This window comes from Limnohabitans lacus (assembly GCF_030053395.1).
In the GTDB taxonomy this organism is placed as follows: Bacteria; Pseudomonadota; Gammaproteobacteria; order Burkholderiales; family Burkholderiaceae_C; genus Limnohabitans_A; species Limnohabitans_A lacus.
Genome location: NZ_JASGBH010000010.1, coordinates 77,293 through 93,665, shown reverse-complemented (window position 1 = coordinate 93,665; position 16,373 = coordinate 77,293). Strand labels below are relative to the sequence as shown.

21 protein-coding genes and 1 tRNA gene are annotated in these 16,373 nt (G+C 61.7%); 11 read left to right on the top strand and 11 right to left on the bottom strand.

Annotated elements, in window-relative coordinates; all coding sequences use genetic code 11:
* Positions 1 to 6: 6 nt before the first annotated feature.
* Together QLQ16_RS13495 and QLQ16_RS13490 are read left to right on the top strand one after the other, a co-directional pair.
* Positions 7 to 507 (top strand): methylated-DNA--[protein]-cysteine S-methyltransferase, encoded by a 501-nt coding sequence (locus QLQ16_RS13495; RefSeq protein ID WP_283225184.1) that lies wholly within the window; start codon positions 7 to 9, stop codon positions 505 to 507.
* 6 nt (positions 508 to 513) lie between these two features.
* Positions 514 to 1,431 (top strand): DMT family transporter, encoded by a 918-nt coding sequence (locus tag QLQ16_RS13490; protein ID WP_283225183.1) that lies wholly within the window; start codon positions 514 to 516, stop codon positions 1,429 to 1,431.
* 10 nt (positions 1,432 to 1,441) lie between these two features.
* On the opposite strand, the gene QLQ16_RS13485 is transcribed toward QLQ16_RS13490, so the two are convergent.
* Both QLQ16_RS13485 and QLQ16_RS13480 read right to left on the bottom strand, forming a co-directional pair.
* Entirely contained in the window at positions 1,442 to 2,503 is a 1,062-nt protein-coding gene (locus QLQ16_RS13485; protein WP_283225182.1) for an RNA methyltransferase, read from the bottom strand.
* An 8-nt stretch (positions 2,504 to 2,511) separates the two neighbouring features.
* A complete protein-coding gene (locus QLQ16_RS13480) occupies positions 2,512 to 2,733 on the bottom strand; it encodes a SlyX family protein (RefSeq protein WP_108286412.1) in 222 nt (73 codons plus the stop codon).
* A gap of 56 nt (positions 2,734 to 2,789) precedes the next feature.
* Here QLQ16_RS13480 and pth point away from each other — a divergent pair, with 56 nt between their 5' ends.
* On the top strand, positions 2,790 to 3,425 hold the full coding sequence (gene pth / locus QLQ16_RS13475) for an aminoacyl-tRNA hydrolase (RefSeq protein WP_283225181.1): 636 nt from the start codon (positions 2,790 to 2,792) through the stop codon (positions 3,423 to 3,425).
* Between the two features lie 4 nt (positions 3,426 to 3,429).
* Here pth and QLQ16_RS13470 read toward each other — a convergent pair whose 3' ends face one another.
* Positions 3,430 to 3,678, bottom strand: a complete 249-nt coding sequence (locus tag QLQ16_RS13470) for a YfhL family 4Fe-4S dicluster ferredoxin (protein WP_283225180.1) — start codon at positions 3,676 to 3,678, stop codon at positions 3,430 to 3,432.
* Positions 3,679 to 3,796: 118 nt separating this feature from the next.
* On the opposite strand from QLQ16_RS13470, the gene QLQ16_RS13465 reads away from it, so the two are divergent.
* The 6 genes from QLQ16_RS13465 (at position 3,797) to QLQ16_RS13440 (ending at position 8,905) form a co-directional block, all read left to right on the top strand.
* The gene (locus tag QLQ16_RS13465) at positions 3,797 to 4,639 is read left to right on the top strand and encodes a 3',5'-nucleoside bisphosphate phosphatase (protein WP_283225179.1); all 843 of its coding nucleotides are present in this window, start codon (positions 3,797 to 3,799) and stop codon (positions 4,637 to 4,639) included.
* Complete coding sequence (locus tag QLQ16_RS13460; protein ID WP_283225178.1) at positions 4,636 to 5,532, top strand: DMT family transporter; 897 nt, start codon at positions 4,636 to 4,638, stop codon at positions 5,530 to 5,532. The genes QLQ16_RS13465 and QLQ16_RS13460 overlap by 4 nt, the downstream gene beginning before the upstream one ends.
* Positions 5,533 to 5,538: 6 nt before the next feature.
* On the top strand, positions 5,539 to 6,162 hold the full coding sequence (locus QLQ16_RS13455) for an L-threonylcarbamoyladenylate synthase (protein WP_283225177.1): 624 nt from the start codon (positions 5,539 to 5,541) through the stop codon (positions 6,160 to 6,162).
* Positions 6,163 to 6,190: 28 nt separating this feature from the next.
* The gene (locus QLQ16_RS13450; protein ID WP_283225176.1) at positions 6,191 to 6,859 is read left to right on the top strand and encodes a site-2 protease family protein; all 669 of its coding nucleotides are present in this window, start codon (positions 6,191 to 6,193) and stop codon (positions 6,857 to 6,859) included.
* Between the two features lie 36 nt (positions 6,860 to 6,895).
* A complete protein-coding gene (locus QLQ16_RS13445) occupies positions 6,896 to 8,215 on the top strand; it encodes a tryptophan--tRNA ligase (RefSeq protein WP_283225175.1) in 1,320 nt (439 codons plus the stop codon).
* 84 nt (positions 8,216 to 8,299) lie between these two features.
* Positions 8,300 to 8,905 carry a response regulator transcription factor gene (locus QLQ16_RS13440; RefSeq protein ID WP_283225174.1) on the top strand — a complete coding sequence of 202 codons (606 nt, stop codon included), beginning with the start codon at positions 8,300 to 8,302 and terminating at the stop codon, positions 8,903 to 8,905.
* A gap of 48 nt (positions 8,906 to 8,953) precedes the next feature.
* Here the strand turns inward: QLQ16_RS13440 and QLQ16_RS13435 are convergent, their stop codons facing one another.
* From QLQ16_RS13435 to QLQ16_RS13410, 6 genes are all read right to left on the bottom strand, one after another.
* The gene (locus QLQ16_RS13435) at positions 8,954 to 9,118 is read right to left on the bottom strand and encodes a hypothetical protein (RefSeq protein ID WP_283225173.1); all 165 of its coding nucleotides are present in this window, start codon (positions 9,116 to 9,118) and stop codon (positions 8,954 to 8,956) included.
* A gap of 78 nt (positions 9,119 to 9,196) precedes the next feature.
* Positions 9,197 to 9,287: transfer RNA gene (locus QLQ16_RS13430), tRNA-Ser, on the bottom strand.
* A 37-nt stretch (positions 9,288 to 9,324) separates the two neighbouring features.
* Entirely contained in the window at positions 9,325 to 9,780 is a 456-nt protein-coding gene (locus tag QLQ16_RS13425; RefSeq protein WP_283225172.1) for a hypothetical protein, read from the bottom strand.
* A gap of 31 nt (positions 9,781 to 9,811) precedes the next feature.
* Positions 9,812 to 11,119 carry a serine--tRNA ligase gene (gene serS, locus QLQ16_RS13420; protein ID WP_283225171.1) on the bottom strand — a complete coding sequence of 436 codons (1,308 nt, stop codon included), beginning with the start codon at positions 11,117 to 11,119 and terminating at the stop codon, positions 9,812 to 9,814.
* A 118-nt stretch (positions 11,120 to 11,237) separates the two neighbouring features.
* On the bottom strand, positions 11,238 to 12,170 hold the full coding sequence (gene ispH / locus QLQ16_RS13415) for a 4-hydroxy-3-methylbut-2-enyl diphosphate reductase (RefSeq protein WP_283225170.1): 933 nt from the start codon (positions 12,168 to 12,170) through the stop codon (positions 11,238 to 11,240).
* Entirely contained in the window at positions 12,170 to 12,613 is a 444-nt protein-coding gene (locus tag QLQ16_RS13410; protein ID WP_283225169.1) for an FKBP-type peptidyl-prolyl cis-trans isomerase, read from the bottom strand. The genes ispH and QLQ16_RS13410 overlap by 1 nt, the downstream gene beginning before the upstream one ends.
* Before the next feature lie 130 nt (positions 12,614 to 12,743).
* On the opposite strand from QLQ16_RS13410, the gene radC reads away from it, so the two are divergent.
* Together radC and QLQ16_RS13400 are read left to right on the top strand one after the other, a co-directional pair.
* Positions 12,744 to 13,415, top strand: coding sequence for a RadC family protein (radC, locus tag QLQ16_RS13405; protein WP_283225168.1), 672 nt, complete (start codon positions 12,744 to 12,746; stop codon positions 13,413 to 13,415).
* Positions 13,416 to 13,472: 57 nt separating this feature from the next.
* Complete coding sequence (locus QLQ16_RS13400) at positions 13,473 to 14,462, top strand: adenosine kinase (protein ID WP_283225167.1); 990 nt, start codon at positions 13,473 to 13,475, stop codon at positions 14,460 to 14,462.
* Here the strand turns inward: QLQ16_RS13400 and QLQ16_RS13395 are convergent.
* Together QLQ16_RS13395 and QLQ16_RS13390 are read right to left on the bottom strand one after the other, a co-directional pair.
* Positions 14,459 to 15,148: an ABC transporter ATP-binding protein gene (locus QLQ16_RS13395; protein WP_283225166.1), complete on the bottom strand. Its 690-nt coding sequence runs from the start codon at positions 15,146 to 15,148 to the stop codon at positions 14,459 to 14,461. The two genes, QLQ16_RS13400 and QLQ16_RS13395, sit on opposite strands and share 4 nt — an antisense overlap.
* Positions 15,141 to 16,373: an ABC transporter permease gene (locus QLQ16_RS13390; protein WP_283225165.1), complete on the bottom strand. Its 1,233-nt coding sequence runs from the start codon at positions 16,371 to 16,373 to the stop codon at positions 15,141 to 15,143. Before QLQ16_RS13390 ends, QLQ16_RS13395 begins: the two co-directional genes overlap by 8 nt.

Here is a 16,373-nt window from a genome sequence, read left to right as displayed (position 1 = left end):
GACACCATGACGCCTTTGCAAAGTTTGCGCATCGACAGCCCCTTGGGGCCCATCACCTTGGCCGCCACCCCCAGGGGTCTTTGCGGCCTGTGGTTTGACGAGCAGCGCCATGGCCCCAGCGCGGCAACCATTGCGCTTTGGCCGCAGACACCTGAAGCCCCGGTGCTGCAAAGCGCAGCCCAGCAGGTGCAGGCCTACTTGGCAGGGCAGCCCCAGCGCTTTGACCTGCCGCTGGACCTGTCGCATGGCACGGCTTTTCAACAAAAAGTCTGGCAAGCCTTGCTGCTCATCGACGCTGGCCAGACCGCAAGCTATGGCGAGCTGGCCCGACAATTGAACAAACCCCAAGCCGTGCGGGCGGTGGGCGCTGCGGTGGGCCGCAACCCCATCAGCCTGATCGTGCCTTGCCACCGCATCGTGGGCTCACAAGGCCAGCTGACCGGCTATGCTGGCGGGCTTTGGCGCAAAGAAGCGCTGCTTCGTCTTGAAGGCCACTTGGCCAGCTGAACCTGCATGAACACACCCAACGCCAAAGGCTGGCTGGCCGATTTTTTGATCCTGTCCGCCATCTGGGGCTCCTCGTTTTTGTTCATGCGCCTGGCCTCTGCCGAACTGGGCGCCCTGCCCACAGCCGCCTTGCGCGTGACCATCGCCGCTTTGTTCCTGCTGCCCCTGCTGTTGGCCAAGGGCCATGGGCCGACCTTGCGGCAACACTGGAAACCGATTTTCTTTGTCGGACTGCTCAACAGCGGTATCCCGTTTGTGCTGTATTCCTTTGCGGTCTTGCACATCAGCACGGGCTTGTCCTCGATCTTGAACGCCACCGTGCCTTTGTTTGGGGCGCTGGTGGCCTGGGCCTGGCTGGGCGACAAACCCACTGTTTCGCGCAGCGTGGGCCTGGCCATCGGTTTTGGCGGCGTGGTCTTGCTGGCGGGTGGGCAAGCGAGCTTCAAGCCCAATGCCTCGGGCATCGCGCCAGCCTGGGCCGTGCTGGCCTGCCTGGCCGCCACCACCTGCTACGCCCTGTCGGCCAGCTTCACCAAAAAGCACATCCCCAGCTTGCCGCCGCTGGTGACGGCCACGGGCAGCCAGCTGGGTGCCAGCCTGGCCTTGGCCGTGCCTGCCCTGTGGTTCAGGCCCGAGCACCTGCCCAGCGCCACCGCCTTGTGGTCGCTGATCACGGTGGGCGTGCTGTGCACCGGGGTGGCTTACATCTTGTATTTCAAGCTGATTGAAAATGCCGGCCCTGCCCGGGCCCTGACGGTGACCTTCTTGGTGCCGGTTTTTGCCATTGCCTATGGCGTGCTGCTGCTGGGCGAGTCGGTCACCGCCTGGATGGTCGCTTGTGGTGCCGTGATTTTGGTGGGCACGGCGCTGTCCAGTGGGCTGGTCAAGCTGCCGGGGCGTTGGACAGGGAAAAGTCGGACCTGAAGGTACCGACCTACGGGGCAGTGGGAGTCGCCAACTTCAGCCCCGCAATGGCAATTTTCACGGGCTGCACGCGCTGCACATCCCGCGCCCGCAGCTGGCCGCAGCCGCCGTCCACATCCTGCCCCGCTGACTGGCGCAGCTTGGTCAGCACGCCGCGCTGGTGCAAGGTGCGGGCGATCTCGGCGGCGCGCTCCCAGCTGGGCCGGGCATAGGGCAAGTCGGGCACTGCGTTGTAGGGGATCATGTTCATCAGCGCGTATTTGCCCTGGAGCAAACGCACGATGCCTTCGATTTCTTCTTCGCTGTCGTTCACGCCCTCGATCAGCGTCCACTGGTACTGGATCGGGTAGCCGGTCGCACGGGCATAGGCCTCACCGGCTTCCACCAAGTCTTGCGGGTCAAAGCGTGGCGCACGCGGCAACAGCTGCGCCCGCAGATCGGCCCGTGTGCTGTGCAGCGACAGCGCCAGCGCGGGCTTGACACGGCCTTGCGGCAAACGCGCGAACACCCGCTCGTCACCCACCGTGGAAAACACCAAATTCTTGTGCCCGATGTTGCCCACCGTACCCAAAAGGTCGATGGCCTCCATCACTTGGTCCAGGTTGTGCGAAGGCTCACCCATGCCCATGAAGACCACTTTTTTGACCGGCCTGAGTATGCGGGCCAAGGCGACTTGCGCCACGATCTCAGCACTCCCCACCTGGCGAATCAAGCCCTCGCGGCCGGTCATGCAAAACACGCAGCCCACCGCGCAGCCCACTTGGCTGGACACACACAGGCCATCGCGGGGCAGCAACACGCTCTCTACCGTCTGACCATCATTCAGCCCCACCAGCAAACGGGCCGAGCCGTCTTGCGCGGGGTGCTGTTCACGCAAGGTGGCCAGGCCTGCCAAGGTGTCACTGAGCGAGGGCAAGGCATCGCGTACGGTCGTGGGCATGAAGCTTTCCAGCGGCCTGCGACCGCTGTTTTGGGGCTTGGCTTGCGTCCACAGGCGCAGCACACGCTGCTCGTGACGTTCGTTCGCACCCAAGGCGCGCAAATGGTCACGGATGTCCTGAATGCTCCACATGGCAGGGCTCAGTAATGTGGCGGGATCTCGTCGCGCAGGTTGCGCACTTCAGCGCCGCCACCCGACTCGGGCAGGCGATCACGCATCTGTCGCAGCTCCTGAATCAGCGCGTCAATCTGTTGCTGCTGGCGATACACCTGCGCGTTGAGCTGATCGAGCAAGTCTTCGGTAAAGCCCGCCTTGATCTCCAGATCAACCAGGCGGTTTTCAATAGGGGTTGGAATGTCCATGGGCTGTATTGGACCTGATTTTTGCAAGGCCCTGCACCCAAGGATAATCACACCCCATGATCAAACTCCTGGTTGGCCTGGGCAATCCTGGCTCTGAATACGAAGACACCCGCCACAACGCCGGTTTCTGGTGGATCGACGCGGTGGCCCGCGAGCTCAAGGTCTCGCTGGTGCCCGAGCGCAGCTACCACGGCCTGATGGCCCGCACCACCGTCAAGGGCCAGACGCTGTGGCTGCTGGAACCTCAGACCTTCATGAACCTGTCGGGCAAATCGGTCAGCGCATTGGCGCGGTTTTTCAAAATCCAGCCACAAGAAATTTTGGTGGCGCACGACGAGCTGGACATCGCCCCCGGCGAAGCCAAGCTCAAACTGGGCGGCAGCCATGCGGGGCACAACGGTTTGCGCGACATCCACGCCCAGCTGGGCACAGCCGACTATTGGCGCTTGCGCATTGGGGTGGGCCACCCGGGCGTGAAATCCGAAGTGGTCAGCTGGGTGCTCAAAAAACCCATGGCCGAGCACCGTAACGCCATCGAAGACAGCATTGCGCGCTCGGTGAAAGCCTTGCCTTTGCTGCTGGACGGCGAGATGGAAAAAGCCATGGCTCTGATCCACACCAGCAAGCCGCCGCGCCCCAAACCACCCAAGCCCCCCAAAGCGGTGCCGCCTGAGGCCACAGACGCGGCTTGATCGCTCACTGACCCTGCAAGCGGCGGTACTTGGCCCAGAGGGACTCTGGCGCTTCGATGTGCTGCGGGTTCACTGGAATGCAGGCCACAGGGCAGACCTGCACGCACTGGGGCTCGTCGAAATGGCCCACGCACTCGGTGCATTTGGCGGGGTCGATTTCGTAAATCTCCGGCCCCAGATAGATCGCCTGGTTCGGGCACTCGGGCTCGCACACATCGCAATTGATGCATTCGTCGGTGATCATCAAAGCCATGTGCTTGGCTCCTCAGGGGTCGCATTCGGGTTCATGTCCCCCATTATCGGTCAGGCCCTGCGACCCGCCCAGCGGCAGGGCTGTTGGCAAGGCCTAAAATAGACGCGTGAAAACCTACATGAACGCAGACCTGCACTGCCATTCCGTTGTCTCTGACGGCACCCTCACCCCCGAAGTTCTGGCCGAACGCGCCAAAGCCAATGGGGTCGAGCTCTGGGCCTTGACCGACCACGACGAAGTGGGCGGCCAAGACCGGGCCCTGGCCGCCGCCCGCGCTTGCGGCATGCCCTACCTCACCGGCACCGAGATCTCGGTCACCTTCGCCAACCAAACCGTGCACATCGTGGGCCTGGGCTTTGATGCCCACCACACGGGCCTGGTCGAAGGCCTGCGCCGCACGCGCGGTGGCCGCAGCGAACGCGCCCAAGAAATGTCCGATGGCCTGGCCAAAGTCGGCATCTTGAACGCCTATGAAGGTGCCCTGCAGTACGTGGGCAACCCCGAATTGATCTCGCGCACCCACTTCGCTCGCCATCTGGTCGAGACCGGCGTGTGCTCAGACACCCCCGAGGTGTTTCGCAAATTCTTGACCGAAGGCAAGCCGGGCTACGTGCCGCACCGCTGGGCCCGCCTGCAAGACGCGGTGCAGTGGATCACCGATGCCGGCGGCATGGCCGTGATCGCGCACCCTGCACGCTATGGCTTCACGCCCAACGAAGAGTACGCATTGTTCAGCGAATTCAAGACGCACGGCGGACGCGGCGTGGAGGTCATCACCGGCAGCCACTCCTCGCAAGAAGCGGTGCGCTACGCTGAAACGGCTTTGGAGTTTGGCCTGGCTGCATCGCGCGGCAGCGATTTCCACAGCCCCACCGAAAGCCGGATCGATCTGGGCACCTTGCCCCTGCTGCCTGGCCAGTTGACCCCTGTGTGGGAACTGCTGGCCGATCGCATCCAGTGAGAAGGCCCACCCACAACACCTTGCAAGGCATCGGCCTGGTGGTCTTGGCTTTGGCCTGTTTTGCCACGCTGGACACCACCACACGGCACATCAGCGCCAGCATTTCTTTGATGGTGGCGCTGTGGTTTCGCTACGCCATCCAGGCCTTGATCACCACCGTGGCGGTTTGGCCCAGCCGTGGCCGCAGGGTGTTCTTGACGCGTCACCCCCGCTTTCAACTGGCCCGTGGCCTGCTGCTGTTTGCCTGCTCCATCCTGGCGTTTTTCAGCCTCAAGTACATGCCGGTGGGCGAGTTCACGGCCATTGCTTTGCTCGCCCCTTTGGTCATCACCGTGTTTGCCGCGTGGAAGCTGAAAGAAAAAATCCGCCCCATGCGTTGGGCGCTGGTGGCCGGCGGCTTCATCGGCACCTTGGTCATCATCCGGCCGGGCACGCACCACTTTGACTGGACAGTCCTGTTGCCCCTGATGCTGGTGGGCACCAACTCGGCCTTCCAGATCCTGACCAGCCACATGGCCAAGACCGAAGACCCGATCACCATGCACTTTTACACCGGCTGGATCGGCACCACCTTGGCCACCGTGGCCCTGCCCTTCGTGTGGGAGATGCCCGCCGACTGGACCGTCTGGTTGCAGCTCTTGATCATGGGTGTGCTGGCCTCGATTGGCCACTTTCTGTTGATCTTGGCTTATGCCCGCGCACCTGCGGCCACGCTCACGCCCTACATGTACGCGCAGATCGCTTTTGGCGTGATCGGCGGCTGGGTGGTGTTCAACCATCTGCCTGACCAGTGGACCTTTGCCGGCATGGCCCTGATCGCAGTCTGCGGTGGGCTGGGGGCCTGGCTCACCGTGCGCGAGAGCCGCGTGACCATCGAACCGATTGAATCCTGAATTGCCATGGCCCAGTTTTTCAGCGTCCACCCCGACAACCCTCAAGCCCGTTTGCTCAAGCAAGCCGTGCAGTTGCTCAACCAAGGCAGCGTACTGGCGGTGCCCACCGACTCCAGCTATGCCCTGGTCTGCCACCTGGACGACAAGGCTGCGGCCGACCAGCTGCGGCGGGTGCGCGGCGTGGACGACAAACACCACCTGACCTTGCTGTGTCGCGACCTGAGCGAGCTGGCCAATTACGCCCGCGTGGACAACAAACAGTTCCGCATCATCAAGCAAGCCACGCCTGGGGCCTTCACCTTCATTTTGGAAGCGACCAAAGAAGTGCCCCGCCGCGTGAGCCACCCGCAGCGCAAAACCATCGGCCTGCGCGTGCCCGATCACAAAGTCCTGCAAGACCTGCTCGAGCTGCACGGGGCCCCCCTGCTGGCCGCCACCTTGATCCTGGCCGGCGATGACGGGCCGCTGAACGTCCCCGAAGAAATCCGCGAACGCCTGGAACACCAAGTGGGCGCCGTCATCGACGCCGGCGCCTGCACCCTGGAGCCCACCACCGTGGTCGACATGACCGGTGACAGCCCCGAAGTCTTGCGCCAGGGACAAGGCGATCCGGCGCTGCTGGGGCTGTGAGCGGCTTGAGGTCTGAGACAATCGGGGAGTGAACATTTCTGACCTCATTCAAACCGTCCTGATCTACGCCCTGCCGGTGATCTTTGCCATCACCCTGCACGAAGCCGCACACGGCTACGCCGCGCAGCGCTTGGGCGATTCGACAGCGGCCATGTTGGGGCGTGTGACGCTCAACCCGCTGCCGCACATCGACCCCATGGGCACGATCTTGATGCCACTGCTGCTGTACTTCAGCACCGGGGGTGCATTCCTGTTCGGTTATGCCAAACCGGTGCCGGTGCGCTTTGACCGATTACGCCACCCCAAGCGCGACATGGTCTGGGTGGCCTTGGCCGGACCTGCGGCCAATTTGCTGCAAGCGCTGCTGTGGGGCATCGCGCTGTATGTGCTGGCGGGTGCCGGCATCACCGAGCGCTTTTTCATCGAGATGTGCAAAGCCGGCATGCTGACGAATGTGGTCATGTTCGCCTTCAACCTGTTCCCCCTGCCCCCGCTGGACGGTGGCCGCATCTTGGTGGGCTTGCTGCCCTGGCGGCAGGCGCTGTTGGTGTCCAAAATCGAGCCCTGGGGCTTTTTCATCGTCATGGCGCTGGTCATCTCCGGTGTGGTCAACAGCCTGTGGATGCAACCGCTGATCGGCATCACCTTTGACCTGCTCAAACTGACCCTGAGCCCCTTGGCCGCGCTGATCCGCTAAAGCCTGAGCCCTGCACCTTATTTGTTGACATTCACCATGACCACTTCCAACCGCACCCGCGTCCTGACGGGCATCACCACCACCGGCACGCCCCACCTGGGCAACTATGTGGGCGCCATTCGCCCCACCGTGCAGGCCAGCCGCAACGCCAACACCGATGGTTTTTATTTCCTGGCCGATTACCACGCGCTCATCAAGTGCGATGACCCGGCCCGCATCCAGCGCTCCACGCTGGAGATTGCCGCCAGCTGGATCGCCTCAGGCCTGGACACCGACAAGGTCACCTTCTACCGCCAGTCCGACATTCCCGAAATCCCAGAGCTGACCTGGTTCCTGACTTGCGTGACAGGCAAAGGCGTACTCAACCGCGCCCACGCCTACAAGGCGGCGGTGGACAAAAACAACGCTGCGGGCCACGACACCGATGCCGACGTGACCGCAGGCCTGTTCATGTACCCTGTGCTCATGGGCGCCGACATTCTGATGTTCAAGGCGCACAAAGTGCCGGTGGGCCGCGACCAGATCCAACACATCGAGATGGCCCGCGACATGGCGTCCAGTTTCAACCACTTGTACGGCGAACACTTCGTCTTGCCCGAAGCCGTGGTCGAAGAATCCGTCGCACTGTTGCCCGGTCTGGATGGCCGCAAGATGAGCAAGAGCTACGACAACACCATCCCGCTTTTTGCACCCGCTGCGCAAATGCGCAAGCAGATCGCCAGCATCGTGACCGACTCCAAGGCGCCTGGCCAAGCCAAGAGCACCGAGGGCTCGGCCCTGTTCCAGATTTACCAAGCCTTTGCCAGCGCCGAAGAAACCGCCGCACTGGCCCAGGCCTTTGCCGACGGCATCGCTTGGGGGGATGCCAAGCAAGTGCTGTTTGAACGCATCGACCGCGAAATCGCGCCCATGCGCGACCAGTACCAAGAACTGATCCACAACCCCGCCAAGCTCGATCAAATCTTGCTGGCCGGCGCTGACAAAGCCCGGCAGATGGCGACGCCGTTCATCCAAGAACTGCGGCATGCCGTGGGCTTGCGCGCTCTGGCCTCTGGCAGCCGTGGTGCGGCCGTCAAAGAGGTCAAAGTGGCCTTGCCCAGCTTCAAGCAATACCGCGAAAAGGATGGGCTGTTTTATTTCAAGCTGGTCGATGCCCAAGGGCAAGTGTTGTTGCAAAGCCATGGCTTTGCATCGCCCAAAGACGCCGGACAGACCATTGGCCGCTTGCAGTCTGAGGGGATAGATGGCCTGCCCGCTTTGAGCGCTTGGCTTGAACCCCTGAGCCCGCAAGCACAATCTCTGCTGGCAGAAAACCTCGCGTTGTTGCAAACTGCCAACGAAAAAACAAAGAAATGATTTTGTCGATTTCAACAATATTTCTGCAAAACTACGAAATAACTGCTATCCTTATACTTTCCGACTAACACCGAGATTCAAATCATGACTGTTTACGTCATCGACGACCATCCACTGATGCGCGACGCGCTGACCATGCTGGTTCATCGCGTCAAACCGGGCCTGAAAATCATCCCCATTCCCAAGCTGAACGTGGTCGAATCCACGGTCGAAAAAAACGGAGCGCCGGAATTGTTTTGTTTGGATTTGCAATTGCCAGACACACTGGGCATGTCCGGCGTTCAACTGATCAAAGCCAAATACCCCGATGTACCCTTGGCCGTCGTGACCAGCTCCAGCGCCAGTGAATTCGAAGAACGTTGCATGCAGGCCGGTGCCGACGTGTTCATCGAAAAATCCAACAGCCCAACGCAAATCATTGCTGCACTGCGTGCCTTGCTGGTCACAGATGAAGCGTCTGCAGACGAGGCCGCCAATCCTGCCGCTGGGCCCACGAAGCTGTCCAAGCGTCAAAAGCAACTGATTTTGATGTTGGACCAAGGCCTGTCCAACCGCGACATTGCCGAAAAGCTCGACATCAGCGAACACACGGTGAAGGTCCACTTCTGGCGCCTGTTTCGCCGCCTGGGCGTCAACAGCCGCACACAGGCGCTGCACTTTGCCCGCACCAACGGCTGGTTGGGTATATAAACCCTGGCCATCGGCCTCAGAAAAAAGCCCCGATCTTCGGGGCTTTTTTTATTTCTTGTTGATGATGTCCGGCGTCACTGCATCGAGCACATTCACGGTGGTCTTGACACCGTACACCACAGCAGAGCCTGCCGCATCGGCGATGGCCAGCAATGTGCAGCCAGACAAAGCCAAAGCGCAGAGCACCACAGCCAGCGATTTCAAAAATTTCATGGTCAATACCTTATTTGTTCGTCGTTGTTTCGATTCAAATTTGCCAAGAAAAAACCCCGCATGGCGGGGTTTTTGTGTTGGCGGAGCAAGAGGGATTCGAACCCTCGATACGGTATAACCGTATACCGGATTTCGAGTCCGGCGCATTCGACCACTCTGCCATCGCTCCTGAGTATCTTGTCGAGCCTGTGATTCTATCAGACCCCTCAGGGCTTTTTGGGCGACATCACTGGGGCATTGCGTGGTGCCATGGTCAAGATGACTTGGCTGTTGACCAGCATGCCGCCATCGATCAATTCCACCGTGGCAGTTCGCTCTTGGCGGGTCAAGACCAGCAAACTGGTTTTGCCACGCACTGCTGAGACCACCGTCCAACCCTGTGCAGGGTAGGTGTCCAAGAAGAAGGCATAAGCCGCATCTGGGTTGCGCCCCACATCGAGCACCACACGCCCGACCCAGCTGTCCCCCGAACCGATGATGAGCGACTGATCGCCCAGCAAGCGAGCGCCTGTGGGCAAACTGAGTTGCCCCAGCAACTGGTTGGCATGGGGGACCTTGCCATCTGCACCCAGGCTGACAGAAGGCGCAGGTGGCGCGCTGGAGCAAGCCGACAGAAAAACCACCAGCAACGCCGCAGCGATGAAAGTCAAACGTGAGGTCACAGGCAGTCTCCTTGAAGGCATTCGTCTGAGGTCAAGCGCTCAAGAGCGCCTGCCCCCCCATGTAGGGGCGCAGCACCTCGGGCACCGTCACGGAGCCATCGGCATTTTGGTAATTCTCGAGGACCGCCACCAGCGCACGGCCCACGGCCAGGCCAGAACCGTTCAAGGTGTGGACCAGTTCGTTCTTGCCTTGCGCGTTTTTGAAACGGGCCTGCAAGCGGCGCGCCTGGAAGGCCTCGCAATTGGACACCGAGCTGATCTCGCGGTAAGTTTGTTGCGCCGGCACCCAGACCTCCAGGTCGTAGGTCTTGGTCGCGCCAAAGCCCATGTCACCGGTGCACAAGCTCATCACGCGGTAAGGCAAGCCCAGCTTTTGCAAGATGGCCTCGGCGTGGCCGGTCATGGCTTCGAGGGCTTCATAGCTTTTTTCGGGGTGCACGATCTGCACCATCTCGACTTTGTCAAACTGGTGCTGACGGATCAGGCCGCGCACATCGCGCCCGCCGCTGCCGGCTTCCGAACGGAAGCAAGGCGTGTGCGCCGTCAACTTGATCGGCAAGTCGCTCTCGGCCACGATTTCATCGCGCACCACATTGGTCAACGTGACTTCCGAGGTCGGGATCAAATACAGGGCCTGGCTTTCCTCGCCCTCTTGGCCGCCTTTGTTGGCAGCAAACAAATCGGCTTCGAACTTGGGCAACTGGCCGGTGCCGCGCAAGGTGTCGGCATTGACAATGTAGGGCGTGTAGCACTCGGTGTAACCGTGCTCACGGGTTTGCGTATCGAGCATGAACTGCGCCAAAGCGCGGTGCAGTTGCGCAATCGGGCCGCGCATGAAGGTGAAGCGCGAGCCTGACAATTTGACACCCGTGTCAAAGTCCAAGCCCAGCTTCTCGCCAATGTCCACGTGGTCTTTGACTTCAAAGTCAAACGCACGCACGGCACCCCAGCGGCGCACCTCCATGTTGCCGTGCTCGTCCTCGCCCACAGGCACGCTCTCATGCGGCAAATTGGGCACCGCCAAGAGCAGGCTCTGCAACTCGGCTTGCAGCACATCCAGGCGTTGGGCCGAAGCCTCCAGCTCGTCTTTGATGGCGCTCACCTGGGCCATCACCGCATCGGCTTCGGCGTGTTGGCCTTTGCCCTTGAGCATGCCAATTTGCTTGGACAGGCTGTTGCGCTGGCTTTGCAACTCTTCGGTGCGGGTCTGCAGCGTTTTGCGCTCGCCTTCCAAAGCGCGGAAGGCGTCCACATTCAGGAATGGCTGGGGATTTTTACGGGTCTGCAAACGCGCTACGGCAGCGTCCAGATCTTTGCGGAGAAGAACAATATCAAGCATCCCCGCATTGTAGTGAACCCCGCTGGCACTCACGTTTGGGGACAGGATCGTCAGGCTTGGCCCGCGATGACATCAGCGCTACATGGGCAGGAGCGCCGCGACAAAGTCTTCCCGTTTTTCAATCCAGCTTCAGACCTTTGGGCAGAGGGAACTTGATGGTTTCCTGGATGCCATCCAAGGTGCGCACCGACACCGCACCCAAATCGCGCAGGCGATGGATCACCGCCTGCACCAGCACATCGGGGGCCGAGGCACCTGCGGTCAGGCCCACTTTGTTCTTGCCGTCAAACCAGGCGGGGTCCAGATCGGCCGCGCTGTCCACCATGTAGGCGGGTGTGCCCAAACGGTCGGCCAGCTCGCGCAGGCGGTTGCTGTTGGAGCTGGTGGGGCTGCCCACGACGATGACCACATCGACCTGCGGGCTGAGCAATTTGACCGCGTCTTGGCGGTTCTGCGTGGCGTAGCAAATGTCTTGCTGCTTGGGCTCGCGCACCTGCGGAAAACGCGCTTTGACCGCCGCCACGATCTCGGCCGCATCGTCCACGCTCAATGTGGTCTGTGTCACCACCGCCAGTTTCTCGGTCTGGGCCGGCTGCGCCTTGGCCACATCGGCCACGTCTTCCACCAAGTGGATGCCGCTGTCGAGCTGGCCCATGGTGCCTTCCACCTCGGGGTGGCCCTTGTGGCCGATCATGATGAACTCGTAGCCTTCTTTGTGCAACTTGGCCAGCTCCACATGGACTTTGGACACCAAGGGGCAGGTCGCGTCAAAAATGCGAAAGCCACGGCGCTCGGCCTCTTGCTGCACCGCCAGGCTCACGCCGTGGGCGCTGAAGATCAGCGTCGCACCTGGCGGCACTTCGGACAACTCTTCAATGAAAATCGCGCCCTTGTCTTTGAGGTCGTTGACCACATAGGTGTTGTGCACGATCTCGTGGCGCACGTAAATCGGACGCCCGAACTTGACCAGCGCGTGCTCGACGATGTCGATCGCCCGGTCCACGCCTGCACAAAAGCCACGCGGCTCGGCCAATAAAATTTCAGAAGTCATCACAGCACCCCGATCAGTTGCACTTCAAAGGTCACGGGCTGACCCGCCAGTGGGTGGTTGAAATCAAACAACACCGCGCCGTCATCGCCCACCTGCACGACCGTGCCGGCATAGGTGCCCATGCCATCGGGCGTGGGGAACTGCACCACATCACCAGCGGCATATTTTTCCATCGGGTCACCCAGCTCGTTGAGCAGCTTGCGCGCCACCCACTGCTGCATGTCGGGGTTGTGGTCACCAAAGGCCTCGCCAGCGGGCAACTCCAGCACCGTGCGGGTGCCCTCGGCCAGGCCCATCAGGCGCTGCTCCATGGCCGGGGTCAGCTCGCCCGAGCCCAACGACAAGGTGGCGGGCTTTTCCAGGAAGGTGTTGATGATGTCCCCCTGTGGCCCTGCCAGGCGGTAGTGAAGCGTCAAAAAAGAACCGGGTTGGACTGTGGACATAAGGGTTTTCTGGAATGCCGCCGAAGCGGGCAAACGGGCATAAAGAAGCCACTATTGTAAAAAGCCAGGCTGACCCGTCCCCTTCATGGGGGCTTGTGGGCCCCAAGGCTGCGCCAGGGAGGGGTTTCAAATGGGCATCAAGGACCTGCCGCCAGATGCGCGGCCACGTGAAAAACTGCTCGATCGTGGCCCCCAGGCCCTGAGCGATGTGGAACTCTTGGCCATCTTGCTGCGCACCGGCATGGCCGGCAAAAACGTGTTCGAGCTGGCGCAAGAGCTGCTGTCTGGCGGTGGCATTGCCGGCCTTTTGCAGGCCACACCGGGCTCGCTGAAAGTGGTCAAAGGCCTGGGGCCGGCCAAACAAGCCGAACTGCTGGCCGTGTTTGAAATCGCCCGCCGCGCCCTGAGCCAGCGCCTGCAAGAGCGCGAAGCCTTTCACACCCCCGACGCGGTCAAGCAATACCTGCAACTGCAGCTGGGCCACAAAAACCACGAAGTCTTTGCCGTGCTCTTCCTGGACAGCCAAAACCGCATGCTGGCCATGGAAGAGCTCTTTCGCGGCACGCTCAGCCAAACCAGCGTCTACCCGCGCGAAGTCGTCTTGCGCGCCCTCCACCACCAAGCTGCCGCCGTGGTGCTCTCGCACAACCACCCCAGCGGCTCGGTCCAACCCAGCCGGGCCGACGAAGCCTTGACCCAAAACCTCAAAGCTTCCTTGGCCTTGGTGGATGTGCGCGTGCTGGACCACATCATCGTCGGCCAAGGGCAATCGCTGTCGATGGCCGAACAAGGCCTGCTGTAAGAAACCGCGCTCGGATGGGGCCGGTAAACTCACGGCTTTTGATATTCTGAGCCGACCATGTCCCATTACCACCTCTACGCCATCGGCAATGCCTTGGTCGATACCGAATACGAAGTCTCTGACGCTTTGTTGCAGACCATGGGCGTGAGCAAACGCCACATGACCTTGATCGACACCGCGCAACGCGCCGAACTGCTGGGCCATGTGCAAGGGCTGCACGCCCGTCGCACCGGTGGTGGCTCGGCCGGCAACACGGTGGTGGCGCTGGCCCAGCTGGGCGGCAAAGCGTTTTACTCTTGCCGCGTGGCCGATGATGAACTCGGCGCTTTCTACAGCCAAGACCTGCAAGCCAACGGCGTGGCCACCAACCTGACCCACACCGCCGCCCAAGAAGGCCAGACCGGCAGCTGCATGGTGCTGGTCACGCCCGATGCCGAGCGCAGCATGTGCACCTTTCTTGGCGCGACTTCGCAACTGGACGCGAGCGCCTTGCACCCGCAAGACATCGCTAAGTCCAAAATCTATTACATGGAAGGCTACCTGGCCGCTTCGCCCACGGGCCTCGAAGCCGGTGTGAAAGGCCGCCAAATCGCCATCGAGCACCAAGTGCAAACCGCCTTGACCCTGAGCGATGTGAGCATGATCAACTTCTGCCGCCAAGGTCTGGAAGCCATGATCGGCAACGGCCTGGACTATTTATTTGCCAATGAAGAAGAAGCGCAAACCTGGTGCGGCACGACCGATCTGGACACCATCATCGGCCAGCTGTCTCAGCTGGCCAGCACCGTGTGCCTGACACGCGGCCCCAAAGGCTGCATCGTGGTGCAAGGCGAGCAGCGCATCGAAGTGCCCGCCGTGCCCACCAAGGCCGTGGACACCAACGGCGCAGGCGACATGTTTGCCGGGGCCTTTTTGTACGGCATCACGCATGGCCAAAGCCCGGCGCAAGCCGCCGCATTGGCCAACCGAGCCGCCGCTGCCGTGGTCAGCCAGCACGGCAACCGCCTCACAGCCGCACAACTGAAAAGCATCGCCACACAGGCTTAAGCCTGAATCAGGCCATCCACCACCTGGATGGTCTTGTCACAGCGCTTGCCCAGTTCGGGGTTGTGCGTGACCAAAAGCACCGTGGTGCCCTGCTCCTGGTTGATGCGGCGCAGCAGCGCAAACACCGCGTCCGCGCTTTTGGTGTCCAGATTGCCGGTCGGCTCATCGGCTAAGAGCAAGGCCGGGTTCATGGCCAAAGCCCGTGCCAAAGACACGCGCTGCTGCTGCCCGCCGCTCATGTTGCCGGCCATGTTGTTCTTCCAGGGCGTCAGGCCCACGCTCTCCAGCAGGGCTTCGGCCCGCTCGCGCATGGCTGGATTGGGGAAACCCGCCGCACCCAGCAGGGGCAGCATCACGTTCTCAAGAGCCGTGAAGGCCGAGATCAGGTGGTGGTACTGGAACACAAAGCCAATGTGGTGCCCGCGCAAGCGCGTGAGGGCCTGGTCGGCCAACAGCGTGGTTTCTTCGCCCGCCATTTGCAACAAGCCTGTTGTCGGCCGGTCCAGCAAACCGATGATGTTGAGCAAAGTGCTCTTGCCCGAGCCCGACGGCCCCATGACCGCGCAAAAGTCGCCCCGGTGCAGCGTCAGGTCAATGCCGTGCAGCACCTCGGTCTCGATGCCGGTGCCCACATTGAAAGCCTTGCGCACCCCCTGCAAGCGCACCACCACCTCCGAATCATCCATGAATGGCCTCCACCGGGTCCAGCCGCGCCGCCCGCAAGGCTGGTGCGTAAGCCGCAGCCAAGCCCGTCAGCGTGGCCAGTCCCAGCGCCAGCACAAACAAGGTCGGGTCGAGCACCAGCGCAAACAGCGGCGTGCCATCGGCATTCAAGGCCATGTGCTGCCACAACACCAAACCCAACGCCCCCACCGCACAGCCCAGCACCGCGCCGCCCCAGCCCAGCAAACCGCCTTGCAGCAAAAACACCCGCAGCACCTGCCCGCGTGAAATGCCCATGGCCCGCATGATCCCGATCTCGCGCGACTTTTGCACCACCGACACCACCAACACACTGGCAATGCCAAAGGCCACCGACAGCCCTACAAAAAAACGGATCGCCGTGTTGGCTGTGCTCTGCGCACTGACGGCCGCAAAGAACTGCGCACCGGTCTTGATCCAGCTGTCGGCCTGCACCCCGGTGGCCGCCTGAATGCGCTGAGCGATGACTTCGGCCGCATACACATCGCGCACCGTGACTTCGATGCTGCTCACACCGCCCAGCAAGCCCAGCAGGCTTTGTGCCGTGCGCAAGCTCACAAAGGTACTGCGCTGGTTGGCACCCTTGTTGCCCAGGTCAAACACGCCGCTGATGGTCAAGGTGGTGGCCACGCCCGCCGCATTGGCCACGCGCAGCTTGTCGCCCACATCCACGCCCAAGTCGCTGGCCAGATCGGTGCCGATCAGCATGTCCTGCCCCGTCAAGCGTGGGGTGCCGCGCACGATTTTTTCGGGCAACTTGACGATCTGGAAATACCCCTCGGGCTCTACCCCCGTCAGGCTGATGGCTCGGCTGGCACTGCCGCGCACCGCCAGCGCCGAACCGCTGACCACCGGAGCCACCACGGTCACGTCGGCCATCTCGCGCACATGCGTGATCAAGGACTGCCACTGATCGATCGACTTGAGCCTTTGCAGTGGCGGCTGCACGATGGCGGCATCCACCTCGCTGGGCGTGGCCGGGCGCAAAGTGCGCGTGACCTCTTTGGGTGGCAAAAGCTGAATGTGCGACTGCGCCGACAAGACCCGTGCGATGAAGTTGCCCTGCAAACCTGCCAGCAGCGCCGACATGAACACGATCACACCCACCCCAATGGCCACACCCACCAAAATGAACACCGTCTGCATGCGGCCTTCACGCAAAAATCGGATCGCCACAATCCATTCAAAAGGCAACCAGGGCTTGAACAT